The 22990-nt window shown below is 64.1% G+C and carries 24 protein-coding genes and 1 pseudogene; 9 read left to right on the top strand and 16 right to left on the bottom strand.

The window, feature by feature from the left end; genetic code table 11:
* Positions 1-2 precede the first annotated feature (2 nt).
* The 4 genes from ACED67_RS16895 to ACED67_RS16880 form a co-directional block, all read right to left on the bottom strand.
* Positions 3-662, bottom strand: a complete 660-nt coding sequence (locus ACED67_RS16895) for a sulfotransferase family protein (protein WP_395542886.1) — start codon at positions 660-662, stop codon at positions 3-5.
* Positions 659-1306: a class I SAM-dependent methyltransferase gene (locus tag ACED67_RS16890; protein ID WP_395542885.1), complete on the bottom strand. Its 648-nt coding sequence runs from the start codon at positions 1304-1306 to the stop codon at positions 659-661. Before ACED67_RS16890 ends, ACED67_RS16895 begins: the two co-directional genes overlap by 4 nt.
* Before the next feature lie 250 nt (positions 1307-1556).
* Positions 1557-2294 (bottom strand): WbqC family protein, encoded by a 738-nt coding sequence (locus ACED67_RS16885; RefSeq protein WP_395542884.1) that lies wholly within the window; start codon positions 2292-2294, stop codon positions 1557-1559.
* 16 nt (positions 2295-2310) lie between these two features.
* Positions 2311-2979 (bottom strand): acetyltransferase, encoded by a 669-nt coding sequence (locus ACED67_RS16880; protein WP_395542883.1) that lies wholly within the window; start codon positions 2977-2979, stop codon positions 2311-2313.
* Between ACED67_RS16880 and ACED67_RS16875 the strand changes: the two genes are divergently transcribed.
* Both ACED67_RS16875 and ACED67_RS16870 read left to right on the top strand, forming a co-directional pair.
* The gene (locus ACED67_RS16875) at positions 2929-4131 is read left to right on the top strand and encodes a DegT/DnrJ/EryC1/StrS family aminotransferase (protein WP_395542882.1); all 1203 of its coding nucleotides are present in this window, start codon (positions 2929-2931) and stop codon (positions 4129-4131) included. The two genes, ACED67_RS16880 and ACED67_RS16875, sit on opposite strands and share 51 nt — an antisense overlap.
* Before the next feature lie 93 nt (positions 4132-4224).
* Positions 4225-4376 (top strand): annotated as a pseudogene (locus ACED67_RS16870) (IS6 family transposase); the annotation flags it as partial.
* A gap of 447 nt (positions 4377-4823) precedes the next feature.
* Here ACED67_RS16870 and ACED67_RS16865 read toward each other — a convergent pair.
* From ACED67_RS16865 to ACED67_RS16850, 4 genes are read right to left on the bottom strand one after another with little or no spacing between them, the layout of a single operon-like run.
* A complete protein-coding gene (locus tag ACED67_RS16865) occupies positions 4824-5654 on the bottom strand; it encodes a sulfite exporter TauE/SafE family protein (protein ID WP_395542932.1) in 831 nt (276 codons plus the stop codon).
* An 8-nt stretch (positions 5655-5662) separates the two neighbouring features.
* Positions 5663-6526: an NAD(P)-dependent oxidoreductase gene (locus ACED67_RS16860; RefSeq protein ID WP_395542881.1), complete on the bottom strand. Its 864-nt coding sequence runs from the start codon at positions 6524-6526 to the stop codon at positions 5663-5665.
* Positions 6523-7149, bottom strand: coding sequence for an RraA family protein (locus ACED67_RS16855; protein ID WP_395542880.1), 627 nt, complete (start codon positions 7147-7149; stop codon positions 6523-6525). Before ACED67_RS16855 ends, ACED67_RS16860 begins: the two co-directional genes overlap by 4 nt.
* Positions 7146-7844, bottom strand: coding sequence for a fumarylacetoacetate hydrolase family protein (locus ACED67_RS16850; RefSeq protein ID WP_395542879.1), 699 nt, complete (start codon positions 7842-7844; stop codon positions 7146-7148). Before ACED67_RS16850 ends, ACED67_RS16855 begins: the two co-directional genes overlap by 4 nt.
* Positions 7845-8063: 219 nt before the next feature.
* Here ACED67_RS16850 and ACED67_RS16845 point away from each other — a divergent pair, with 219 nt between their 5' ends.
* Genes ACED67_RS16845 through ACED67_RS16830 form a run of 4 tightly spaced genes read left to right on the top strand, consistent with a single transcriptional unit; the run spans position 8064 to position 11471 of the window.
* A complete protein-coding gene (locus ACED67_RS16845) occupies positions 8064-9098 on the top strand; it encodes an ABC transporter substrate-binding protein (RefSeq protein WP_395542878.1) in 1035 nt (344 codons plus the stop codon).
* Between the two features lie 5 nt (positions 9099-9103).
* On the top strand, positions 9104-9916 hold the full coding sequence (locus tag ACED67_RS16840) for an ABC transporter ATP-binding protein (RefSeq protein ID WP_395542931.1): 813 nt from the start codon (positions 9104-9106) through the stop codon (positions 9914-9916).
* A complete protein-coding gene (locus ACED67_RS16835) occupies positions 9913-10758 on the top strand; it encodes an ABC transporter permease (protein ID WP_395542877.1) in 846 nt (281 codons plus the stop codon). The genes ACED67_RS16840 and ACED67_RS16835 overlap by 4 nt, the downstream gene beginning before the upstream one ends.
* A gap of 2 nt (positions 10759-10760) precedes the next feature.
* A complete protein-coding gene (locus tag ACED67_RS16830; RefSeq protein WP_395542876.1) occupies positions 10761-11471 on the top strand; it encodes a GntR family transcriptional regulator in 711 nt (236 codons plus the stop codon).
* Positions 11472-11864: 393 nt separating this feature from the next.
* On the opposite strand, the gene ACED67_RS16825 is transcribed toward ACED67_RS16830, so the two are convergent.
* The 7 genes from ACED67_RS16825 to ACED67_RS16795 are packed head-to-tail and all read right to left on the bottom strand — an operon-like array spanning position 11865 to position 19622.
* Complete coding sequence (locus ACED67_RS16825; protein WP_395542875.1) at positions 11865-13382, bottom strand: M81 family metallopeptidase; 1518 nt, start codon at positions 13380-13382, stop codon at positions 11865-11867.
* 11 nt (positions 13383-13393) lie between these two features.
* Entirely contained in the window at positions 13394-14338 is a 945-nt protein-coding gene (locus ACED67_RS16820) for an ABC transporter ATP-binding protein (protein ID WP_395542874.1), read from the bottom strand.
* Positions 14335-15291, bottom strand: a complete 957-nt coding sequence (locus ACED67_RS16815) for an ABC transporter ATP-binding protein (protein ID WP_395542873.1) — start codon at positions 15289-15291, stop codon at positions 14335-14337. The genes ACED67_RS16820 and ACED67_RS16815 overlap by 4 nt, the downstream gene beginning before the upstream one ends.
* The gene (locus ACED67_RS16810) at positions 15288-16133 is read right to left on the bottom strand and encodes an ABC transporter permease (RefSeq protein WP_395542872.1); all 846 of its coding nucleotides are present in this window, start codon (positions 16131-16133) and stop codon (positions 15288-15290) included. Before ACED67_RS16810 ends, ACED67_RS16815 begins: the two co-directional genes overlap by 4 nt.
* Positions 16130-17056, bottom strand: a complete 927-nt coding sequence (locus tag ACED67_RS16805) for an ABC transporter permease (protein ID WP_395542871.1) — start codon at positions 17054-17056, stop codon at positions 16130-16132. Before ACED67_RS16805 ends, ACED67_RS16810 begins: the two co-directional genes overlap by 4 nt.
* Before the next feature lie 25 nt (positions 17057-17081).
* On the bottom strand, positions 17082-18665 hold the full coding sequence (locus ACED67_RS16800; protein ID WP_395542870.1) for an ABC transporter substrate-binding protein: 1584 nt from the start codon (positions 18663-18665) through the stop codon (positions 17082-17084).
* A gap of 24 nt (positions 18666-18689) precedes the next feature.
* Positions 18690-19622, bottom strand: coding sequence for a MurR/RpiR family transcriptional regulator (locus ACED67_RS16795; protein WP_395542869.1), 933 nt, complete (start codon positions 19620-19622; stop codon positions 18690-18692).
* A 111-nt stretch (positions 19623-19733) separates the two neighbouring features.
* Between ACED67_RS16795 and menC the strand changes: the two genes are divergently transcribed.
* The 3 genes from menC (at position 19734) to ACED67_RS16780 (ending at position 22206) form a co-directional block, all read left to right on the top strand.
* Positions 19734-20867 carry an o-succinylbenzoate synthase gene (gene menC / locus ACED67_RS16790; RefSeq protein WP_395542868.1) on the top strand — a complete coding sequence of 378 codons (1134 nt, stop codon included), beginning with the start codon at positions 19734-19736 and terminating at the stop codon, positions 20865-20867.
* On the top strand, positions 20864-21583 hold the full coding sequence (locus ACED67_RS16785; protein ID WP_395542867.1) for a GNAT family N-acetyltransferase: 720 nt from the start codon (positions 20864-20866) through the stop codon (positions 21581-21583). Before menC ends, ACED67_RS16785 begins: the two co-directional genes overlap by 4 nt.
* A gap of 128 nt (positions 21584-21711) precedes the next feature.
* A complete protein-coding gene (locus tag ACED67_RS16780; protein WP_395542866.1) occupies positions 21712-22206 on the top strand; it encodes an NAD(P)/FAD-dependent oxidoreductase in 495 nt (164 codons plus the stop codon).
* Here the strand turns inward: ACED67_RS16780 and ACED67_RS16775 are convergent.
* Positions 22147-22917 (bottom strand): DeoR/GlpR family DNA-binding transcription regulator, encoded by a 771-nt coding sequence (locus ACED67_RS16775; RefSeq protein WP_395542865.1) that lies wholly within the window; start codon positions 22915-22917, stop codon positions 22147-22149. The genes ACED67_RS16780 and ACED67_RS16775 overlap by 60 nt on opposite strands.
* Positions 22918-22990 lie beyond the last annotated feature (73 nt).

Genomic DNA, 22990 nt, shown 5'->3' with positions numbered 1-22990 from the left:
CGCTACCCATTGGCTTCCTTGATCGGCGCCGACTTGCCGTGCCCGGGATTTTCATGCGGGAAGGGTTGATCCGGCACCGGCCGCCCAAGGAAGCTGCAAAGGGAATCCCAGCCCGGCGTTTGCGTCAGATCAAAGGAAAGAAAATTTTCTCGGCCCCCGAAATGGGAAAGAATGGCTGCATTCAGGTTTTCATAGAATGCCAATGCCTTGTCTTTCTGGGCCACGAAGTCTTCGATCCCCCAGACCCGACGCACGATCATCGTCGCACCATATCCACCCGATGCATGAAGAGTGTCGAGCGATGCCGCTCTGCCAGCACCTGACCTTTCCAATTGATTGAGGATGGAACGATACCATTTCTCCGGCTCGCGGACAGTGTGCAGGAACCTGGCATCGGGATAATGCTGCGATAGCCAAAGATAAAGGTCAGTTCCACCCCAAGGCAAATCGGCGAAGGCATTAAAATGCCGGATCAGACGGGAGATTTCTCCGGTATCACCATGGACTTGCAATGCCATCAGAAAATTGCTGTGGTTGTTGCCAGACGCGCCCCGGCAGACTTTGTAGCCCAGTCGCTGCAATGCGACCTCAAGCGATGTAGTCCCTGTCTTGGGAAACCCCACACAGAATACCTTGCCCAGACCCGTGGATGTATCGGTCACGATGGCCCCTCTTCCCGTCGGGCGGTCATGGCTGCCTCAAATCGACTGCGCATTGAGCCCCCCCGCAAGCCGACATGGGGCAAGTCGATGTCAATTGCGGGAGGCGCCTCGCCCACCCGGAAATCCAGACAATAGTAGGCCTGGCCCAGCAGCCATTCGACGCGGACCTCTTGTGCAACATCGGGCAGATGGGCAATTGGCGGTTCATGGGCCATCAGGGGATTGTCGTTCAGGACCATTTGGCCGGTCAGGGTGTGCCGCAGCCATGGCGCGAACCCCTCATCCACGATGACGATACGTCCCCCACGACGGGTGACACGGGTCATTTCGGCAATCGCCCGAGGAGCATCGCCAAACTGGTTGAACCCACCGATGGACAATACGGCGTCAAAGCTGTTGTCAGCGAATGGCAGATTCAGCGCGTTCGCGGCGAACCACACTGTTCGGCACGTCGTGCCAGCCGCGTGGGCAGCCGCGCGATCCACTGCATGTTGCAGCAACTCAAGCGACACATCGCCATTGCACAGCACGCCCTGAGGCAGGCGATCCTGCAACAGGCGTGTCGTCGCGCCGCCGCCACAGCAATTGTCGAGCACCACCGCATCCGCCCGCAGGTCCAGCTTGTCGATGATGTAGGACCGCATCACGGTCTCATCCCCGCCAAAGGCACGAAAAGTCCAGTCCAGATATGCCTGGGCAACCTCGGCCAGGGGGCGGTCAAACGTGGGGATCTGTGACGTTTCTGTCGCGGGCTGCGGACGCCGCAGATCGGCGACCGTTTTGTGCAGGGGATACTGGGCGCCGCTGGACGGTTCCGTCAGCAGGGCCCCGTCCGCGCTCGGGTGCAGCGGGGCGTGGCTGACCGGATCGACGAATGCGGGAAATGCGGCAAGGTCAGGGGCCGCCGCGCCGTTCGGGGCAAGCCTTTTCAACACCTACTCTCCATTTGGACACATCCTCTGCTGCCATCGTCGGCAGGTTGCATCCCGCAACTACGTCATCCCGCAGCCTTGCAGCCTCGGCCTCAAAAACTGCAGACAGAAAGCTTGCATGGGCCCCTTCGTAATCGGGAAGGAAATTCAATTCAATGCCGGCCCGCTGAAAGGCGGCCACGTCGTATAGCGCCCGGCCGCCGGGAGAATTGATGTAGTGGGTGCCGCCATGCCTGCGCACGATCTCAATGATCCGTTCTTGTGCGCCAAGCGACTGGAGCAGGTTCAGGTCACTGCTGCGCACGAACTGGCACGGTAGATCCAGGGCGTTTGCCACTATGGTCAACGATTGCGCAAGAAATGGCACCAGAGCGCCACTTGGGTTGTCCAGCAGATCGGCCACCCGCCGACGTAACAGTGTGTCGCGGCGCATTTGGACCGGCAGTTTGCGAAGCTGAAGGCGAAGCCGTTCCGCCGCGTCCGGCGCAAGGCGCATGTCGCTGATGCGGCTGTTGCGCGGCGCGGGATCCAACGGCAAGGTGATCCACCGCCCGTCGCCGGGCAGGGCAGATCGATGGACGCGGCCGCGGCGCGGAAACTGCACGCAATCCAGAATGACAAAGACATCCGCCGCAGCCATCAGCCGGTAGTAGCCGCCATAGGGAAAGAAGTAGGGCTGCATGACGGCGATGGTTTTCATGTTTCAGGCCTGACCGTCAGCCCAGAAGGGTGCGAGCGAATCGTCGCGCGCCATTTTGGACGATCCTCACGCCGCGGGCGACAGCCAGCGCCCCGTCGGGGACGTTTTCGGTCAACACAGTTCCAGCCCCCACGATGCAGCCTGACCCGACGCTCAGATTGTCGGCCAGGCCGGTCTGCCCGCCAAAGAAGGTGCAGTCGCCCACGCGGGCATTGCCGGCGATCCCGCAGAACGACGCGAAAAAGCAGAAATCGCCGACCGTCGCGTGGTGGCCGATGTGGACCTTGCTCCACAGGATTGTGCCAACCCCCAGCCGGGCATAGGGCTGGACCGTGCAGTCCTCTAGGATGACGGAGTTTTCGCCCACCAAGGCGCCGCTGACATGCGATGACGGGTGGATGTAGCTGGCGAAACGATAGCCCATCTCCTTCGCCTCGATATGTCGATCACGACGGAACTTGTTGTTGCCGCGATAGCTGACCGGACCCAGCAGGCGCACGTGATCGGGCGAGAACGTTCGGCGCACATCATCCCAGGCCGCGACGGGTAGCCCCTTGAAATCGCATGATGCTGGCAGATACTGTCGGTCTACGACAAAGCCGACCAGATTGAGACCCGGATCGTCCTCAATGTAATGCGCCATGACCTCAGCGATCTGGCCGACACCAAACAGAATGACATCCAAGTTGCGCACCCCTTGATGCTGACGCCAGGAATTTTGGCCTTACTTTCCGGTGACGGACCTGTCCGGATACCGGTTGCCCGGCCGTCGCTGCCGAGGACAGATCTGCTTGTTCCATATCTGCGCCAGATCGACGAGACGCAAATTTACGCCAACCACGGCCCGCTGGTCGACCAGTTCGAAGCGCGCATGGCCGCCCGGCTGGGTCTGCAAAGATCCGAGGTGATCTCTTGCAACAGCGGCACCATGGCGCTTGTCGGCCTGATCCGCGCCACGCGCAGCCTGTGGAACCATCCCGGCCGACTGTGCCTGCTTCCCGCCTATACATTTGTCGCCACTGCGGGGGCCGTCATGTCCTGCGGTTATGAATGTCACCTTGTCGACATTGATCCGGTCAGTTGGGCGATGGAACCTGCCGCACTGCGCAGCCATCCCCGGTTGTCCGAAGTCGGCCTTGTGGTGCCGGTGGCACCTTATGGGCGAATGATCGATCTGCAAGGCTGGCAGGACTTTCAGTCCGAAACCGGCATTCCGGTGGTGGTTGATGCGGCGGCTTGTCTCGACCAATTGATGCGGGATTCGTCCTGCGTGCCTGAGGCGGTCCCGCTTGCCCTTAGCCTGCACGCTACCAAGAGTTTTGGCAGCGGCGAAGGGGGGCTGGTTCTGTCGTGCAACAGCACCCTGGTGAAAGAAACCTACAAGGTGCTCAACAACGGCTTTTTCGGATCGCGCGATGCACAAACCGTCGGTTTGAACGGGAAGATGAGCGAATATACGGCAGTCGTCGCCCTGGCCGAGCTGGATGGTTTCGCCGACAAGCTGGCAAGATGGGCCAAGGTTGCAGAAGCTTATGCCGCTGCTCCGCCGGCAGCAGGGGTGCGCCTGTGGACGGCGCCTGATGTCTCGGCCTGTTATGCACTTGCCGAAGTCGGCAGTGCCGGGCACGCTGCGGACCTGCGGGCCCGGTTGACCGATCGCGGCATCGACGTCAGGAACTGGTATGGCGCGGGCCTGCCTGCCCATCCCGCCTATGCCCACCTCTGGAAGGACACGCTGACCGTCAGCAACGACATTGCCAGTCGGGTCATCGGCCTGCCGTGCTTTACCGACCTTACGGATACCGACATCAGCCGGATCACAGCAGAGTTGAGGTGAGTTGGCCCTGTCCAGGACGTGTCGAAAATGAGCTATGGCACTGTCAGAAGAACTTTTGTTGAGGCAGGGTACGGCGCGGATTATCGCGCGAATATCGCCCGGCGCTCCCCATTTCGGTACGTTAAAACCGGCCCCGAGATCGTCCGCCTGGCGGTGATGATGTATGCCCACTGCCGCTGTCGCTGCGCAATGTCGAGGACCTGCTCTTCGAACGCGGCATCGAGTTCCGCCATGAGACGGTTCGATCAAGGGAACCCTCTACCCCTACAAGCGAGTGCCGAAGCGCTACGCATCGGGGGAAGCGCGCAAATTCATTTGGATCAGCCTGCATACGGACTCACTCTCGGAAGCAAAGACCAAGGAAGCCGCGACGTGGGAACAGATGGTTGTGGCCTGAGAAGCGAAGCTGGCCGGGGACAGCACTGATGCTGAACAGAGGTTCGCAGCGGCCCGCGATTTGGCCGAAGCGCGAGGCTTCAGATACGGTTTCGGCACCCGGGACATTGCCGTCAAGCACTTGAGCACCAGCCTGGGCCAAGCGATTGCATAGGGATCATGCTGAGAAGACTGAGGGATTGGCGAGGCGACGCGTCGCTCCATCCTCCGTCAACTGCCCGAGAGCTGCGCCAACGACTTTCGCGCTGGCTGCATTCCGTTCGGCTGTACGAGCCCACCCGCCGCTTCGCGACGGTTCAGCCGCCCGTCAGCATGGCCCAGAGGAAGCGCAGGCAGACCAGCACCAGGAACAGCGCAAAGGCCGTCTCCAGCGCGCGCCGCGACAGCCTGTGCGCCAGCGCCACGCCGAACCGGGTGGTGACCAGCGACATGGGAATGGTCAGGGCGAAGGTCATCAACGACACGAAGCCGATCGCATCGGGCAGAAGCCCGGGCCTGCCCCAGCCGGCGCCCATATATCCCAGCGTCCCGGGAATCGCGATCAGCACCCCCACGCCTGCGGCCGTCGATACGGCGCGGTGGATGGTCACCCCGTGCAGGGTCAGGATCAGGTTGGCGATGGCCCCGCCGCCGATCCCCATCAGCGCGGACAGCACGCCCAGGACACCGCCATAGATCCGCATCGGGCCCGGCTTCGGCAGGCCGTCCCGCAGCCGCCACCCGGCCCCGCCGGTCAGCAGCTTGGTCGCGTTGATCCCCGCAACCAGGATGAACACCAGCTGGAACAGCTGCGGCGGCGCATAGCGGGCGATCGCCGACCCGACCAGCGTCCCGATCACCACCGGCACCGCCCAGACCCGCAGCACATCCATGTCGACGGTGCCGCGCTTGTGGTGAAGCCGGGCCGAGGAGATGGAGGTTGGAATGATGACCGCCAGCGAGGTTCCGATGGCCGTCGGCATGGCGATCTCGGGCGGGTGGCCCAGCAGGGTGAAGACCTCGTAGAACACCGGAACCGAGATCGCGCCGCCCCCGATGCCGAACAGCCCGGCCAGCAAGCCAATGGCGGCGCCGGCGACGGACAGGGCCAGAACCAGCAGTACCAACGTACTGGGATCGTTGAGGATTTCCAAGTTCAGCCCCTGATGATCCGCGTCAGGGACGCCCCGTCAAACCCGCCAAGCCCGGCCTCGGCGGCCTGCGCATAGCTTTCCCTGGTTGCCTCGGCCAGCATCAGCCGTTGGCCCGAGGCCTGAGCCTGCCGCAGCGCCAGATCCAGATCCTTGAGCAGGCCGTTGATGTCGAAGGTCCCGGCCTGATCGGCTCCGTTCAGCGTGTCCACCACCACTTGCGCGCGGTTCTTCAGCACGGTCGGCCCGCCGGAACTGTCGGCGATCAGGCTAATGGCGGTTTCCGCGGCAATCCCCGAGCCTTGCAGCAGCGCCAGTGCCTCTCCCAGCGTCTGCCAGTAGATTGCCAGCGGCAGGTTCAGCGCCAGCTTCATCTGCGATCCCGTCCCTGCCGGCCCCAGATGCTCCACCCGGCGGCAGAGATGGTCCAGCACCGGCTTCGCACGGGCGAAGGCGGCTTCGGTGCCGCCCGCCATGCCCAGCAACTGCCCCTTCAGCGCCGGCGCGACCGTGCCGCCGACCGGGCAATCCAGCCAATCCGTCCCCGCCGACACGACGCGCGCGGCAATGGCGCGGGTTTCCTCGGGCAGCAGGGTCGACAGGTCCACCACCAGTTTCCCGGCAATCCCCGCCCCGATCAGGGCATCGATCACCGCCTCCACCGCCGCCGCATCGGTCAGCGACAGCAGGATCACGTCGCCGGAGGCCAGCGCGGCAAGATCGGGCGCGACCCCCGCCCCTGCCGCCGCTGCCGCAGCGGTCTTGGCCGGGTTGCGATTCCAGACGGTCACCTGATGACCCGTCTCGATCAGGCGCCTGGCAAAGGCGGTGCCCATGCGGCCCGTGCCTGCGATTGCAATGGTCGTCATCCTGCCCCCTCCAGCCCCAATATCTGCAGCGTCGTCTCGCCGGCGCGCAGGCGTTCCATCATCCGCGCCTCATTCTCTGCCCGCCGCCGCGCGGCGGCCAGCGCCGCGTCCAGCGCCTGCGCCGGCAGGACGATTACGCCATCCGCATCGGCGACGACGATATCGCCCGTGGCGATGACGTTGCCGCCGATCGTGACGGAACCGCCGATCTCGCCTTCATCCGCTTTGGTCGTGCCCCGAATGTGCAAACCCCGCGCGAAGACCGGAAAGCCGAGCGCCGAGATCGCCACGCTGTCGCGGACCGTGCCGTCGATCACCAGCGCCGCGATGCCGCGCATCTGGCAGGCCAGCGCCATGATCTCTCCGAAGGGGCCGTGGCTGCGGTCCTGCCCGCTCTCCACCACCAGCACGTCGCCGGGTTGCGCGATCGCCATCGCCCGGTGCAGCGCCAGATTGTCGCCCGGCCGCGTCCGCACCGTCAGCGCCCGGCCTGCCGCCCGCATTCCGGGCGACAGGGGGCGCGGCGGCGCCTCGAGGATGCGGGCCAAGGCGCAGGCCTCTGCCACCGTGGCCGTGCCGAACGCGGCAAGCGGTGCCGCGTCGACGCCTTCGGCCTTTGTCACGCCGCGGGCCCGCCGATGCGCACGGTCATTGGCTCCAGCCCGTCGACCGAGCATTCCAGCACATCGCCCGACACCACCGCTCCCACGCCCGCGGGCGTACCGGTCATGATGATGTCGCCGGGCATCAGCCGGTGCTGCTCGGACAGTTTCGAGATGATTTCGTCGATCTTCCAGATCAGAAGCGAGATATCGGCATCCTGCTTCGTCTCACCATTGACCTTCAGCTTCACATGGCCGCTCGACATCACGCCGGTCTTTCCGACCGGGGTGATCGGACCGACCGGGGCGGAGTGATCGAAGGACTTGGTCACCTCCCAAGGCAGGCCGCCGGCCATCGCGGCCGCCTGATGATCGCGCCGCGTCATGTCCAGGCCCACGGCATAGCCGTAGATGTGGCTCGACGCTTCCGCCTGGGGGATGTTGTAGCCGCCGGATTTCAGCGCCACGACAAGTTCGCATTCGTAATGGAAGTTGCTGGTGAAGACCGGATAGGGGATTTCTCCGCCGTTGCGCACGATGGCATCGGCCGGTTTCATGAAGATCACCGGCGGGTCGCGTTCGACGATGCCGCCCATCTCGATCACATGGGCCACGTAGTTCTTGCCGATGCAGTAGATGCGGCGGACCGGGAACTTCTCCTCGGATCCTGCAATGTCGAGATACGCCTGCAGCGGCGGCGTCAGCGCATAGGTCATGGGTTCCTCCCTCTATCCAACCCGCCGCCTCTCCGGGGCGACGACTCGGGGCCCGCATAGCATTCCGTCCTTCGTTCCGCCGATCAAGACATGAAATCGAATTATCAGACCGTTCATATATTTTTTTGACTGACGGAAAGAATCGTATAGCGTGGTCCTCAGGGGTGTGGAGGAGGAAGCCGCGCTCTCATCAATGTTGTTTTCGGGGAGGAGAACCACATGACTGTTTCGACGCAGATGTCTCGCCGTGGCTTTGGGCGACTGGCGTTCGGGGGTGCTGCTGCACTTACCATCGGCGCGCCTGCCATCGTCCGGGCGCAGACTGCCATCACCTTCGCCGTGCCGAACCCGTCGGCGCTGACCTGGCTGCCCTATTGGGTCGCCGTGGGCGAGGGCTATTTCGGCGAAGAGGGCTTCGAGCCGACGCTGGAGGCCATCGATGGGTCCTCCGCCGTGCTGCAGGCCATGACGGCCGGGCAGGCGCAGATCGGCGCGCCGGGGCCGGGGCCGACCCTGGGCGCGCGGTCGCGCGGCGTGGACGTGAAGTTCCTCTACAACCTCTATCCGAAGTCCGTCTTCGGCCTCCTGGTGAAGGATGAAAGCGCCTATCAGCAGCCCGCCGATCTGAAGGGCGGGATCATCGGCGTCGGCACGGCGGATGGGGCAGAGGTGTCCTTTAGCCGCGCCATCATGTCCGATCTGGGCCTGAACGAGGGCGCGGATTACAGCTTCCTGCCGGTGGGCGATGGCGGCACGGCGGCGGTGGCCTTCATGCGCGACGAGGTGAATTCCTACGCGGGCGCGATCTCGGATTCCGCCATTCTGGCCGCGCGCGGGATGGTGCTGCGCGAGATCACGCCCGAAAAGTATCTCAGCTTCTTCGGCAACGGCATCGCGATGCTGGAAAGCCAGATGGCCGCGACCCCCGACCTCGCCCCCGCCTTCGGGCGCGCTCTGGTCAAGGGGATGCGCTTCGCGGCCGACCCCGCGAATGAGGACAAGGCGCTGGACCATTGCGCCGCGGGCAATGCGCAGGAGGGCGAGGACCGTGATTTCGCCCGGGCGCTCTTGAAGCTGGCGATCAACCGCATGACCCCGACCGAGGCGCAGATCGCCAATGGCTACGGCTATCAGCCGCCGGAACACTGGCAGATGATCCACGATTCCGCCGTCGCCTCCGGCGCGCTCGAGGCGCCGCTGCCCGATCTTGCGGCGGTCTACACGAACGAGTTCGTGGCCGGCTGGAACGCCTGAACATGATGGTGGAGCCCCGTCCCCTGCATCCCGGAACGGCTGCCCCGGCGGCCCGCCCGGTCTATGAAATCGAGCGGTTGTCGAAGACCTATGCCCGCAACCTGCTGGTCGCCCTGACCGATGTGAACCTGACCCTGCGCCAGGGCGAGTTCGTGTCGGTCATCGGATCCTCCGGCTGCGGGAAATCGACGCTGCTCAAGATCATGGCGGGGCTCCATCCGCCGACCACCGGCAGGGTCATGCTGGAAGGCAGGCCCGTCACCGGGCCCCGCCCGGACATCGGGATGATGTTCCAGCAGGCCACGCTGCTGCCCTGGAAGACCACGATCGAGAACATCGTCCTGCCGATCGAAATCCGTGAGGGCCGCGCCGCCGCCAAGGCCGCGCAAGGCCGCGCGCTGGATCTGCTACGGCTGGTCGGCCTGGGAGATTTCGGCAATGTCTACCCGGGCGAACTGTCGGGCGGCATGGCGCAGCGGGCGTCGATTTGCAGGATGCTGATCGCGGACCCGGCGGTGCTGCTGCTGGACGAACCCTTCTCGGCCCTAGACGAGTTGACCCGCGATTTCATGAACATGGAGTTGCAACGCATCTGCCGCGAACGCGGGGCGACCGCCTTCCTCGTCACCCACTCAATCGCCGAGGCGGTCCTTCTGTCCGACCGGATCCTGGTGATGAAACCCCGCCCCGGCCGCATCGTCGAGGATGTGATGATCGATCTGCCGCGTCCCCGGACCCTGGAAATGGTCAACACCCCCCAGTTCGGCGAGATCGTCGAGCATATCCGAAACCTTCTGGGACAGGAGGCCTTCTCGTGACCGACATCGCCCCCAATGAGAGCGATACTGTCTGGGTCGAGCGCGAGGCGCTGATCGACATCATCCCGCGCTGGCTGGCCATGACGATGCTGTTCGTCGTGGTCGTCACCATCTGGGATCTGGCCACCCGCTTCGGTTTCGTGTCGCAGATCATCCTGCCAAGCCCCGGCGAGACGCTCGCCGACCTCGGCTTCGTCGGCTGGAACATCCTGACGGGCGGGCACATGGCCGGAGCGTTGTGGACCACCACGCGCACGGTGTTCTATGCCTTCATTCTTGCCACGGCCATCGGCTTCTCGCTGGGCGTGCTGGTGGGCGAGACCAAGTTCGGCGAACGCGCGGTGATGCCCTATCTTGTCGCCATCGACACCATGCCGAAGGTCGCCTTCGCGCCGCTGTTCATCGCCTGGCTGGGCTTCGGCATTTCGTCCAAGGTGGCGCTGGCCACCTTCATCGCGACCTTCCCCATCGTTGTCGCGACCGCGGCGGGCCTTCAGGCCGCCTCCGAGAACGAGCGGATGCTGTTCAAGTCGCTGGGGGCGAGTCGGATGCAGACGCTGTTCCGGCTAAAGCTGCCGACCGGACTTCCCTACATGTTCACTGGGCTGAAGATCGCCGCCGTGGGCGTCATGGCGGGGGCGATCACCGGTGAATTCCTGGGCGGCGGCAAGGGCTTCGGCGCCTTGATCCGCGAGGCGGCGAGCCAGCTCAATACCCCGCGCGTCTTCGCGTTGATCCTCTATCTTAGCCTGCTTGGACTTGCCTTGTATTTCACGGTGGCGTGGGCCCAGCGACGTTTCGTATTCTGGAACAAGAGCGAGCGACCAGGCGGAGTGGGCTGATCATGAACGGTGGTGGCGTGGCGGATGGGCGCAGCCTGTCGGAACAGGCCTATGACAGCATTCGAAGCGACATCCTGCAGGGTGCGTTGTTCCCGGGTGAGAAGTTGCTGATCGACGGGATCTCCGAGCGGTACGGTATCGGCGCCGTACCGGTGCGCGAGGCCCTGAACCGGCTGTCGTCCGAAGGGCTGGTTGAGCGGAAAAGCCATCGCGGCTTCTTCGTCGCCGCCATCTCGATCGTCGATCTGGAAGAGATGGTGAAGACCCGGATCTGGCTGGAATCTCTGGCCCTGCGCGAATCGATGGCCAACAGCGACGAGGCCTGGGAGGAACAGCTGGTCGTCAGCTTCCACCGCCTTGCCCGGACGCAGCGCAAGATGCCGTCCGAAGCCGGGCCGGCGGCCGCCCAAGAATGGGAGGAGCGCCACCGCGACTTTCACATGCTGCTGCTTGACCGTTGCCGCTCGCGCTGGTTGCTCGGCTTCTGCTCGACGTTGATGGATCAGGCGGTGCGATACCGGAACCTGTCGATGAACCACAACCCCAGCATCGCGCGGCGCCAGGGCGCGGCAGCCGAGCATCAGTCCATCCTTGAAGCGGTGATGGAGCATGACGTCGAACTGGCGGTCAGCCTGCTGGCGGAACACTATCGCATCACGCTGGAAGGTCTGCGCAGCGTGCTTGCGGCAGAGGCCAACGTCGTGGTGACCTGACGCGCCACGACGACAGGTCGTGTGATGCGACCAAAGGGATGTCGTCAGGGTCGTTGGCTCACGCCGCCGCGCAGAAATCGGCCAGAAAGGCTAGGATCGATGGGCGAGACACTGCGGGTTGCGCGCCGCCCTGGGCCTGAGAATGTGGACAAGTTGGAATTTAGGCCTCGACGGTTCACCGGCGCAGCAGCCCGGCGGTGGCCGAACGCCGAACGATCCGCGCGCCATAGCCGATGGTGACCGTCCCCAAGCCCGACTTCAGCAGCAAAATGCCGCCAGCCGCCTTGCGCACTCCGGACGCCGTGCAGCGTGGGGAGATCAGGGTAGGGCGACGCGTATCTGGGCAGGGATGGCCTCGGGACGAGGTCGCAGGTGTCTGCCTGTACGATCCCCCTAACCGGGTTGCCGCCGATCCTGATGCGGAAAGCCTTCGCGATCGAGGGGCCAGACCGGGCGGTGGACGCGGGTGTAGGGGCGCAAGTGGGCTTGCGGCGTCGCCAATGCTCCGGTGTCGCAGACGATCACGCGCCCCGCGACAGGTTCAAATGCGGCGCGGAAGTGCTGCATGGATTTGACAACGAGAAAGCGCAGGGTTGACGGCTCGATCCCGAAGGTGCGCACCTGCTGCAGGTCCAGCATCTGGCCGGACAGGGTGACGACCAGGATGTCGATCCCCTGCACGCGAAACACGGCCGTTGGGCCAAAGCTGTGCGTGATGCCGCCAAGGATAGGACCATCGCCGGTATAGGTTCCGTCCGACAGATGAACGATCTCTCCTGTCAGCAGCAGCGGGCCGCCCCCGAAGCCGGGATCATTCTTGCCGCCAAGCTGCAGCGTCACGGTATCGCCAACCTTATGCCGATGCAGCATCGCGGCGGCCTCGGGATCGATCATCGGGGCAAAAGCGCCCGGACCCGCGTTCACAGCCAGAAGGGCCGACAGCAGCGCGGTTGCGTCCCCATAGGCCCCGGCACCGGGATTGTCGGCGTAGTCGGCGATCACAAGCGGGCCAGTGGCGGCATCGAAGCCAGCCGCTTCGGCGCTGGCTTGCGCGGGCGTCAGAAAGGCGTTCGACACCTGGCCACGCCCCTCCCAGATCGTATCGGCCAGCGCTTCGGCAATCTCATGGGCTCTCTCGGGCGCATTGTCATGTGTCACCAGCACGGTCGGGCCCATCTCTGCAATATCTGCTTCGGAAAAGCCCGCATTGACGGATACGGCAAGAATACCCGCTTCCGCCTCATGCTCGGACGCCCGGGTGTAAAGAGCGGCGGTTTGCGGGACATCGGTGCGGCCCGCGTTTGCCTCGTCCAGCATCGGGCGATGCGCGCGGATGGTCTTCGGGCGAATGGTGCCGCGCATGGCGGCATCCAGCAAGCGGCCGGCGTGAAGCGCGGTCTGGCGCATGTCGATATGGGGATATGTCTTGTAGCTGACAAAGATCTGCGCCCGTTCCACCATCGCCGGGGTCACCATGGCATGCAGATCCAGGGTGACCGCGATGGGCAGATCGTCGCCGAGGATCGCGCGCAGACGGCGAAGAAGCTCTCCTTCGCCATCCTCGCAGAAGCTGGGCACCATCGACCCGTGCAGGCTTAGCGCCACCCCGTCCAATGTGGCCGCATGTTCGCGTGCGGCGTCGCAGATGATCCCGGCGATATGGTCAAACGCCTGTTGAGACACGCGCGCGCCCGGCGTTGCATGGGCCGAGACCGTGTGGGTGATGCACCATCCGCCCTCGCGCCCCGCGTCGAGAAATCCTGCCAACTCGTCATTGGTATTGCCGAAACGGTCCACGGCGGCTTGGCCCAGATCCAGCACGTCGTCCCGAAAGTCCTGCAGGCTGGTTTCGCCCTTCTTGAAGGTGTTGCTTTCATGGACGAAGGCGGCAGTCAGAACGTGGAAGGGCATGGCGGGCCTTTTCAAAGCGGATGGTGGCAGGCGACGGGATGGGGGGAGTCCTGGCTTAGCTTCGGCGTTTCTGTCCGGCAGCGGCTGCTGGCAAACGCACAGCGGCTGGCAAAGGCACAGCCGGGGGGCAGCGCGAAGGGGCTGGGGATCTCGCCCTGCAACGGGGTCAGATCGCGGCGCTTTGCCGGATCAGGGACAAAGCCGGACTGGATCAGCGCGGCAGTATAGGGATGACGGGGCGCGGCTTTGGGATCTGGCAGAACTTCGACCACGGCGCCCAGATACATCACCACGATCCGGTCGCAGAAATAGCGCACCAGACCAAGATCGTGGCTGATGAAGAGATAGGTCAGCCCCATCCGGTCGCGCAGATCCTCAAGCAGGGCGATGATCTGCGCCTGGATCGACACATCGAGCGACGCTGTCGGCTCATCAAGGACCACGAAATCCGGGCGCATCGCCAGCGCACGGGCGATGCCAACCCGCTGACGCTGGCCCCCCGACAGTTGGTGGGGGTGGCTTTGCGCAAGGCTTTCGGGCAGGCCGACCGCAGACAACATTTGCCCGATCGCATCGGCCGGAAGCCTCTGGCGCTGCACCTGGTAGGGCTCAGCCAGGACCTGTGCCAGCGTGTAGCGCGGGTCCAGACTGGAATAGGGGTCCTGAAACACCATCGCCATGCGGCGGCGCAACCGGCGCAGCGCGGCAGGGGGAAGGGCGGTTACCTCGGTGCCGTCGAAGGTAATGCTGCCGGTGGTCGGTTCGATCAACCGCAGGACCAGCCGGGCGAGGGTGGACTTGCCACAGCCACTTTCGCCGACGACACCGACGACCTCTCCCTTGGCGATCGACAGCGAGACATCGCGAACGGCCAGCATGGTGCGCGGGCGTGACAGAAGTCCGCCACCAGAGCGGAAGCGTTTCGACAGGGCATCGATTTGTATCAAGGGGGTCATGCGCCATCCTCGGCATGGTGGCAGGCGACAAGACCCTGCCCCCGCGACCGCAGTTGCGGCACCTGCTGGCAGACGGTATCCGCTCGGGCGCAGCGTGGGCCAAAGCGGCAGCCAGGCGGGAATGCAAAGGCCGAAGGCACCGTCCCGGGAATGCCTTTCAGCGCACCCTTGTCCATCCCTTCCTGCGGAATGCAGCCGATCAGGGCGGCGGTGTAGGGATGCGCGGGCGCGGCGAAGATCGGGCCGACGGGGCCTTCTTCGGCCACGCGCCCGGCATAAAGCACGGTCACACGGTCGCAGACCTGTGCCACCACGCCCATGTCATGTGTGATCAACAGCAGCGCCAGCCCGCGGTCGCGCACCAGCGCGCCAAGAATCTGGATGATCTGCGCCTGAACGGTGACATCCAACGCGGTCGTCGGCTCATCCGCGATGATCAGGTCCGGGTCTCCGGCCAGCGCCATGGCAATCACGATGCGCTGCTTCATTCCGCCCGACAGCTGATGCGGCCAGGACTCCGCCACTGCCGCGGCCTCGGGGATGCGGAGTTGCGTCAGCAGGTCGAGCGTGCGGGCCCGCGCGGCCTGGCGCGAGAGCCCAAGATGCAGGCGCGATACGACATCGACCTGTTCCCCGATCCTTTGGACGGGGTCCAGTGCCGTCATGGGATTCTGGCTGACGAAGCCGATGCGGCGACCGCGCAGCGCGCGGCGCTGGCGGTCCGTCATCGCAGCCAGATCCTGCCCATCGAAGCGCACCGTCCCCGCAGTGACCCGGCCCCCGATCAGTGGCAGCAGGCCCATGGCGGCGGTGGCGGTCAACGACTTGCCCGACCCGCTTTCGCCGACCAGCCCGAGAATCTGGCCCTTGTCGACCCGAAGGCTGATCCGGTCCAGCAGCGCCGTCGTGCCGATCGCGACATTGACGTCAGAAAGCTCTAGCAAGGCCGTCATGCGGTCCTCCGCACTTTGGCGCGAACATCCAGCGCGGCGATCAGGGCATCGCCGTACAGGTTGATGGCGATCACCGTGATGGCAACGGCGAGGCCCGGGAAGATGATGATCCACGGAGCCTTGAACACCAGGGCAGAGCCTGCGGACATCATCCCGCCCCAGCTTGGCGTCGGCGGCTGCGCGCCAAGACCGAAGAAGCCAAGCGTGGCCTCAAGAATGATCGCATCGCCGGTGGCCAGCATGGCCGAGACCAGGACAGGGGCCAAGGCATTGGGCAGCAGGTGCCGGAACAGGATGTGGCCGTTCGTTGCGCCAAGTGACCGGGCGGCCTCGACAAAGGTCTCGCCCTTGAGGGTCATGATCTGGGCGCGGGTCAGCCGGGTGAACTGCGCCAGATAGGCGACCGAGATGGCAATCATGGTGCCTGTGGTGCCGGGGCCGATGATGGCGACAAGGATCAGTGCGATCAGGATTTCCGGGAAGGACCATGTCATGTCGACCACCATGGTCACGATACGGTCCAGCCAGCCGCCGAACCAGGCCGCGGCCGCGCCCAGCGTCATGCCGCAGGCAACCGAGATGGCAATGGCGGTGGCGCTGACGGAAAGCGAGGTGCGCGCGCCATAGATCAATCGTGTCAGCAGATCGCGGCCGAACTCGTCTGTGCCCAGCCAATGCGTTGACGAGGCAGGCTGATAGGCCTGCGGCAGGTTCTGCACGTCATAGGCATAGGGCGTGAGCAGCGGTGCAAAGAGCGCGGCAAAGATCACCGCCAGAAGCCAGCCTGCGGCAATGGCTCCGGCCGGGCGGCGCAAGGCGCGGATCGGGGCGGGCATCGTCATTCCAGGGCCGCTCGGACACGCGGGTCCATTGCAGCCTGAAGGATGTCACCCAGCAGCGTGCCCAGCATGACCGCCATCGCCAGCATCAACAGGCAGGCTTGCACCACGGGATAATCGTGCTGGCCAAGCGACTTGATCAGCAAGGTCCCAAGACCCGGGCGGGCAAATACCACTTCGACCGTCACCGCGCCCCCAAGGATCCAGCCGATCCGCAGCGCAAGGATTGTGATCACCGGAATAAGGGCCTGACGCAAGACATGGCGCAGCTGGATCCGCAGCGGCGACAGACCCTTGGCGTGCAGCAAGGCCACGAAATCCCGTCCGGCCGCCTCGATCATCGAAACGCGGGTGATGCGGGCGACCAGGGCCGTGCCGCCAAGCCCGATGGTCAGCACCGGCAGAACAAGCGAGTTCCACCCTCTGGCACCCGACACCGGAAACCATCCCAACCAGACCGAGAAAGCCAGGATCAGCAGCAGCCCCAGCCAGAAGCTGGGCATGGTAGAGCCGAGGAGAACCCCGCCCATGATCATCCTGTCCGGCCAGCCATCCTTGTTCAGCGCGGCGATGACGCCCAGAACGATGCCCACCGTGGTGGAAAACAAGAGGGCCAGCCCGCCCAGCCACAGGGAATGCGGCAAGGCGGCGGCAATCAGATCCGTGACAGGGCGGCGGGCGACGATGGCCGTGCCCAGATCGCCCTGCACCACCTTCGCCAGCCAGATGCCGTATTGCACCGGCAATGGCTTGTCCAAACCGTAGCGCGCCTCCATCTGCGCGCGGGCATCCGGCGGCGATCCCGGCTTGAGCAGGTTGTCGATGGGATCGCCGGGAATGAAGTGAAGGATCGAGAAGATCACCACAGACACGGCCAGGAACACCGGGATCAGCATCAGGATCCTGCGGACCAGATAAGACAGCATACCGGTGCCCCTGTCGCTTCTGCGCTTACTCTTTCACCTCTATGTCCATGAACAGGGCCGATCCGAAGGACGGGGCGTCGAGCTTTTCGGGCACCGAAAGCCGGTCGTGGTTATAGGCCATCGCCTGAACCGGCTGGTAGATCGGCGCCATCGGGAACTGGGTCAGCACATAGTCATGATAGGCGGTAAAGTTGGCGATCCGCTCTTCCATGTTCTTGGCCCCGGTCATGGCGGCGGCCCGCAGTTCTTCAGCCTTGGGATCATTGAACATCGACACGTTGGGATAGCCCAACCGGTCGCCGCCAAAGAACCAGTCGACGATATCGGCATTGTCCCAGTTGTAGGAGCGCACGGCCAATTGCTGTTCGCCGGTCTTGTACTGGTCGCGGATGGTCGAGCTGTCGAAGGTCGTGATTTCGGCCTCGATCCCCACAGCTTTCAGCTGCGCCTGCACCACTTCGGTCAAGCGCCGGAAGATGCTGTCGCTTTGCGTCCAGAGGGACACTTTCAGCGGCTGGCCATCCTTGGTCCGAACGCCGTCAGGCCCCATCGCCCAACCTGCCTCATCCAGCAGGGCGTTTGCGCGGGCGGGGTCGTATTTGATCTTGGAACTCTCGGGCACTTTGCTTTCTGGCAAAGCCGAAATCAGGAATGTATCGGCCGTGGTGCCGACACCGCCAAAGACCGAGGCCAGGATTTCCTCTTGGTTGATGGCCTTTGCCGCAGCCTCGCGCACGCGGATGTCGTCAAAGGGCGCCTTCGTCACGTTGATCGGCATGTACCAGACATCGGCGCCGGGCAGGGTGACGACAGTCAGGTTGGGTTCCTTTACGATCTCGGCGGTCAGATCGGGCGGAACCGACATCAGCATGTCAACGCCGCCGGTTTTCAGTTCTAGGAAGGCCGTCGAATCTTCGGGAATTTCGCGGAAGGTGACGCGTTCCATCTTTGCCGGGCCGTGATTTTTGGCGAGCGGTGACGCCCAGACATAATCGTCGTTCCGCACCAGCACGGTTTCCTGCCCGATGGTAAAGCTCTCCAGCTTGAAAGGGCCGGTTCCATAGACTTCGGTCACGCCATAATCATCGCCCAAAGCGGCGAAGGACTTCGCCTCCACCACGCTCATGAAGGTCGAGGACAGATTGTAAAGCAGGTTCGGCTCGGGCCGCGACATGACGAACTTGACGGTATGGTCGTCGACGACTTCGACAGATGCGATGGCCTCGGCCATGTAGGTGTTGTCGCTCGGCGTGGTCTTGAACAGTTCGATCCACGCCTTCACCGCTTCTGCGTTGAAGGGCTCGCCGTTGTGAAAGGTCACGCCCTGCTTGAGATGAAAGGTCCAGGACATGCCGTCCGGCGCCTCTTCCCAGCTTTCCGCGAGCCAAGGGTGATAGGACAGGTCGGCGGCCTGCGAGACCAGCCGATCGAACAGCAGCCCTGTGGCCGTGTTCAGCATCGTCGCCTTGATGGGGTTGTAGGTCGGCGCGCCCACCTCGTTGCCCGCCATCACGAAGACGGCTTCCTGTGCCCACACACCCTGGGTGGCCAGAAGCGTGGTCAGGCTGATGGTGGCAGACAGCAAGGATTTGCGGAAAGTAAAAGTCATGACGGTCCTCTCTGTTGGTAGGGGTCAGGGTTTGCCCGGGGTACGTCCCAGGGTCGTATGTCCGATGAAATCGTCATAAAGCGCCGAGACGCGGGCCATTCGGTCTTCGACCTCTGCCCCCAACTCGCGGAAGACGCCGTTCACCAGCAGCCCGATCAGCGATGAAATGGCTGTGGTTGTGTCCCAGAAATGGTTCAGGTCGGTAGGGACGGCAAAAAGCTCGGTCGCCACCGCCGGGCCCCAGTCGCAGTAGGGATCGGTGATCAGCGTGACGGGGACGCCCTCGTCGCGGGCCGCGATGGCAAGATCGCGCGTCAGGCGCGAGTAGCGCCGCCCATCGATCAGGACCAAGGTCGTCTCGTCCGGATCACCCAGAAGGATATCGGCGAAATGCCCATTCGATGAATCGGCCAGATGCACGCCGGGGCGTAGATATTGCAGATTGTAGACCAGATCGGCCGCATGCCCCCTTTCGGTCTGGAAGCCTGCCACATGGACCGATTTCCGATGCGCCAGCCGATGCACCGCGGCAGCGAATGCCGGGGTGGCGGCCAGTTCATAGACGGTGACGATGGCCGCGATCTCCCGCTCCAGAGCGCGGGACAATTCCGCATTGCCCTGCTGGCTGCGCCGGTGGAAATCTTTCAGCCGATCCCCGATCAGCCAGGCTTTTTCGCCCAGATCGGCCTGCAGCCCGGCCTTAAGATCCTTCAGGTGGCGATAGCCGATCGACCGGCAGAACCTTCCGACCGACGCCTCGGACAGCCCCACTTTCTGCGCCACACTGGAGGCCGTCTCAAAGGGCAGCGAGGAGAGGTTTGACATCAGGTAATGCGCCAAAGCCCGTTCGGCCGGCGTGCCGGTTTCCACGGCCGCCGACAGGCGTTCGCGCAGATCGCCGACGGCTGGAGCCGCCTCGGCGCCGTCTGGCTGTCCGTCGTGCTGGTGGTTTTCCACTGGCGCATCCTCCGTCAGGGATTCAGCCTGTCAGCAATCTTTCATTGGGTCAATATTGCAAGTAAACTGATTTTCGCTAGGCTGCCGCGACCCTTTCCGACAGGAGACCTCATGTCCGATTCCGCGCCGACCAAGGCCCCGTTGCGCATCGACGGGGCCGTCCTGCGGCTGGTCCGCCTGCCCTTGGTGACGCCGTTCACGATTGCGACCGGCACGATGACCGAAAAGGTTTTTCCGCTTCTGACCCTACGTTCAGGTGGCCTGGAGGGGCACGCCGAGGGCGTGATGGACCCGCTGCCCGATTACCTTGAGGAAACGGTGGCGGGCGCGATGGATCTTCTGGAAAAGGTTCTTCTGCCGCAGGTGCTGGGCAAGACCTATGCCAATCCCGAGACACTGGCCCGGCAGATGGCGCCCTGGCGCGCCAATCACATGGCCAAGGCAACGGTCGAGATGGCGTTCTGGGACCTCTGGGCGCGATCCCTGAACCTGCCCTTGCAGACCGTGCTGGGCGGCGAAGGGGATGCCATCGATGTGGGCGTATCTCTTGGCATCGGTCCGGTCGCGGGCACGGTCGACCGGGTGGCCGCGCATGTGGCGCAGGGGTACAAGAGGATCAAGCTAAAGGTCAGGCCGGGGCATGATATCGGTTTGCTGCAGGCCGTGCGGCGAGAGTTTCCCCATGCACATCTGACAGTCGACGCCAATTGTTGCTACACGCTCTCCGACACGGCCTTGATCCGCCAGATGGACGATTTCGACCTCGACTACATCGAACAGCCCCTGGCCTGGGACGACATCCACGACCATGCGACCTTGCAACAGCGCATCCGCACGCCGCTCTGTCTCGACGAATGCATCCGCACGGTGGAGCACGCGCGCAAGGCGCTGCAGACCGATGCGGCGCGGGTGATCAACATCAAGGTCGGTCGCAGCGGTGGCCATGCCGCGGCGCGCCAGATTCATGATCTGTCGCAGGCCTTCCAGGTGCCGGTCTGGTGCGGTGGCATGCTTGAATCCGGCATAGGCCGGGCGCACAACATTCATCTGTCCACCCTGCCGAACTTTACCAAGCCGGGCGACACCTCGTCCGCAAGCCGTTATTTCACCCGCGACATTGTTGAGGAGAAGCTTGAAACGGTCGACGGCCGGATGCCGGTACCCAAGGGGGCGGGGACGGGTGTCACCCTGGATCATGACTATCTGGCCCGCGCAACCCTGTCGCATCAGGAGCTGCAGCCATGACCGATGTCACGTTTCGCGACCTTTCGGGCATGGCGGAATTCCGCGCCGCCGAAGATCTGCAGCGGCAGGTCTGGGGCGAGGGCGACCTGCCCGATCCTGCCGACCTGATGATGGTCATCCAGGCCGAGGGCGGGTTGGTTGGCGGGGCATTTGTCGACGGCAGGTTGGCAGGCTATGTTTTCGGTTTTCCGACCCGCGACCCGCAGGTCCAGCATTCGCACCGCCTCGCGGTGCTGGCGCAGACGCAGGGGATGGGGCTGGGCGTCAGGTTGAAGCTGTATCAGCGCGACTGGTGCCTTGCGCGCGGCATCACCCATGTCCGCTGGACGTTCGATCCGATGCGCGTGATCAACGCCTCGCTCAACATTGATCGGCTGGGTGCCGAGTCCAGCACATATTTGCAGGACTATTATGGCGATATGGCCGGTATCAACACCGGCATGGGGTCAGACCGCCTTTTGGTCGACTGGAACTTGATGGACCCTTGGGTCGTCGGGCGTGCGTCGGGTGCCGTGGGTCTTCCTGATCGAGGCGTCCCGCTGGCGGTGGCGCTTCCTGACAACATCGAACAACTGACCGCGGACAACCCAATGCAGGCCGAGAGCCTGCGACTGGCCCTTCGAAGCGCATTGCAGTCTGCCCTTGCCGCAGGCGGCAAGATCATCGGCTTTGATCGGAAAGCCCGCGTCTATCTTTTGGATAAGCTTGGGTCCTGACGGCCCGGGTTGATTTCAAAAGACCGGAACGGAACCGGGGCGGGTCCATTTCGTGCTGGATCAGATCGGCGACAGGGCGACCGATCCACCAGATGCCGGGACTGAACACCTAGCAGAACGTCACCCGGATGCTTCGCCGCTCGGTCGCGCTTTATGCCACGCTCGAGGCCGAGACCGGGCAGGCCATCGATTTCAAGCAGGTGGGCAGTCTGCGCATCGCCTCATCGAAGGACCGGATGAAGGGATTCCGCCGTTTGGCCACCGCCGCGCGCTCCTTTGGCATGGAGATGGAGATCCTGACGCCCAAGGAGGCGCAGGACCTGTTCCCGATCATGTCTCTGGACGGGGTGGAAGGGGCGACCTTCATCGCCTCGGATGGCCATGTCGATCCGGCAAGCCTGTGCCGGGCCCTTGCTTCCGGGGCCCGCGCGCGTGGGGTTAAATTCGTCCAGGGCTGCGAGGTCACGGGCTTCGGCATCGAGAACCGCCGCGTGACTTCGGTCCGCACCGATCAGGGCGAGATCTTTTGCGAGACGGTGGTCATCGGCAGGTGCCCCTCGGGCCTATGCGCCGGATGGTCTCGGATCTGTCGGCAGGATGATCTGCGAACCCGCGTCTCTTAGGCTTTGCTCCAACTCTTTCTCGGGCATCCGGTCGGTGATCAGGCTCATGCGGCTGCTCCAGCCGCCAAGCAGCATGAGCGCGCGTTTGCCGAACTTGGAATGGTCCGCCAGTACCACCGCGCGATCGGCCATCTGCAGCATCGCGCTATAGACTTCGCCGATCTGGAGCATCGCCTCGCTGACACCCGAGGCCGCAAGGCCCGAAGCGCCGATGATGACGACCTCGGCGCGGTATCGATCCAAGGCGCGGATCGTTTCGGGTCCGTAGACCATCCGCTCCTGCGGCTCGAAGATTCCGGGCAGCAGCATGATCTCGATCAGCGGGTTGGAGGAAAGCTCGACCGCGATGGGATAGGCGGGCGTGATGATGGTGCGACGCTGTTGTGTGTCGCGCAGGGCGCGGGCGAAAGCCAGCACGGTCGCCCCGCCGCCCAGAAGCATCGTTTCGGCCTGGCCGAAACGCTCGATCGCCGTCTGCGCAATCGCCTGGCGTTCGGTCACATGCAGGGCGAGCCGTTCGGTCAGGGCCGGTTCGAACCGCGCGCCGGTGCTTACCGCGCCGCCATAGGTGCGGCTCAACCGGCCGATCTGGTCCAGTTCGGCGAGGTCACGGCGGATGGTCTCAGTCGAGACATCCAGGTCCTCGGCAAGCTGATTGACCCGAATCGCAGGATTCGCCTCGAGGGCGATCAGGATCCGGGCGTGTCGCATCTCCTTGCGCGATTTGATTGGTCGCACGCGCGCCCCCCTGGACATGAGTTCGCACAAAGGATCGCAGGCGCGG

This window comes from Neotabrizicola paludis (assembly GCF_044142105.1).
Taxonomy (GTDB): domain Bacteria; phylum Pseudomonadota; class Alphaproteobacteria; order Rhodobacterales; family Rhodobacteraceae; genus Pseudogemmobacter.
This window is presented reverse-complemented; position numbering and strand designations above follow the sequence as displayed.

What these genes read in the sequence shown, in the direction of transcription:
- ACED67_RS16890 (WP_395542885.1), bottom strand. Translation starts at nt 1,306, where the DNA reads ATGCGGTCCTACATCATCGACAAGCTGGACCTGCGGGCGGATGCGGTG.
- ACED67_RS16885 (WP_395542884.1), bottom strand. Translation starts at nt 2,294, where the DNA reads ATGAAAACCATCGCCGTCATGCAGCCCTACTTCTTTCCCTATGGCGGC.
- ACED67_RS16875 (WP_395542882.1), top strand. Translation starts at nt 2,929, where the DNA reads ATGCGCCATGACCTCAGCGATCTGGCCGACACCAAACAGAATGACATC.
- ACED67_RS16860 (WP_395542881.1), bottom strand. Translation starts at nt 6,526, where the DNA reads ATGACGACCATTGCAATCGCAGGCACGGGCCGCATGGGCACCGCCTTT.
- ACED67_RS16850 (WP_395542879.1), bottom strand. Translation starts at nt 7,844, where the DNA reads ATGACCTATGCGCTGACGCCGCCGCTGCAGGCGTATCTCGACATTGCA.
- ACED67_RS16845 (WP_395542878.1), top strand. Translation starts at nt 8,064, where the DNA reads ATGACTGTTTCGACGCAGATGTCTCGCCGTGGCTTTGGGCGACTGGCG.
- ACED67_RS16840 (WP_395542931.1), top strand. Translation starts at nt 9,104, where the DNA reads ATGGTGGAGCCCCGTCCCCTGCATCCCGGAACGGCTGCCCCGGCGGCC.
- ACED67_RS16830 (WP_395542876.1), top strand. Translation starts at nt 10,761, where the DNA reads ATGAACGGTGGTGGCGTGGCGGATGGGCGCAGCCTGTCGGAACAGGCC.
- ACED67_RS16825 (WP_395542875.1), bottom strand. Translation starts at nt 13,382, where the DNA reads ATGCCCTTCCACGTTCTGACTGCCGCCTTCGTCCATGAAAGCAACACC.
- ACED67_RS16820 (WP_395542874.1), bottom strand. Translation starts at nt 14,338, where the DNA reads ATGACCCCCTTGATACAAATCGATGCCCTGTCGAAACGCTTCCGCTCT.
- ACED67_RS16815 (WP_395542873.1), bottom strand. Translation starts at nt 15,291, where the DNA reads ATGACGGCCTTGCTAGAGCTTTCTGACGTCAATGTCGCGATCGGCACG.
- ACED67_RS16810 (WP_395542872.1), bottom strand. Translation starts at nt 16,133, where the DNA reads ATGACGATGCCCGCCCCGATCCGCGCCTTGCGCCGCCCGGCCGGAGCC.
- ACED67_RS16805 (WP_395542871.1), bottom strand. Translation starts at nt 17,056, where the DNA reads ATGCTGTCTTATCTGGTCCGCAGGATCCTGATGCTGATCCCGGTGTTC.
- ACED67_RS16800 (WP_395542870.1), bottom strand. Translation starts at nt 18,665, where the DNA reads ATGACTTTTACTTTCCGCAAATCCTTGCTGTCTGCCACCATCAGCCTG.
- menC (WP_395542868.1), top strand. Translation starts at nt 19,734, where the DNA reads ATGTCCGATTCCGCGCCGACCAAGGCCCCGTTGCGCATCGACGGGGCC.
- ACED67_RS16785 (WP_395542867.1), top strand. Translation starts at nt 20,864, where the DNA reads ATGACCGATGTCACGTTTCGCGACCTTTCGGGCATGGCGGAATTCCGC.
- ACED67_RS16780 (WP_395542866.1), top strand. Translation starts at nt 21,712, where the DNA reads ATGCTTCGCCGCTCGGTCGCGCTTTATGCCACGCTCGAGGCCGAGACC.
- ACED67_RS16775 (WP_395542865.1), bottom strand. Translation starts at nt 22,917, where the DNA reads ATGCGACACGCCCGGATCCTGATCGCCCTCGAGGCGAATCCTGCGATT.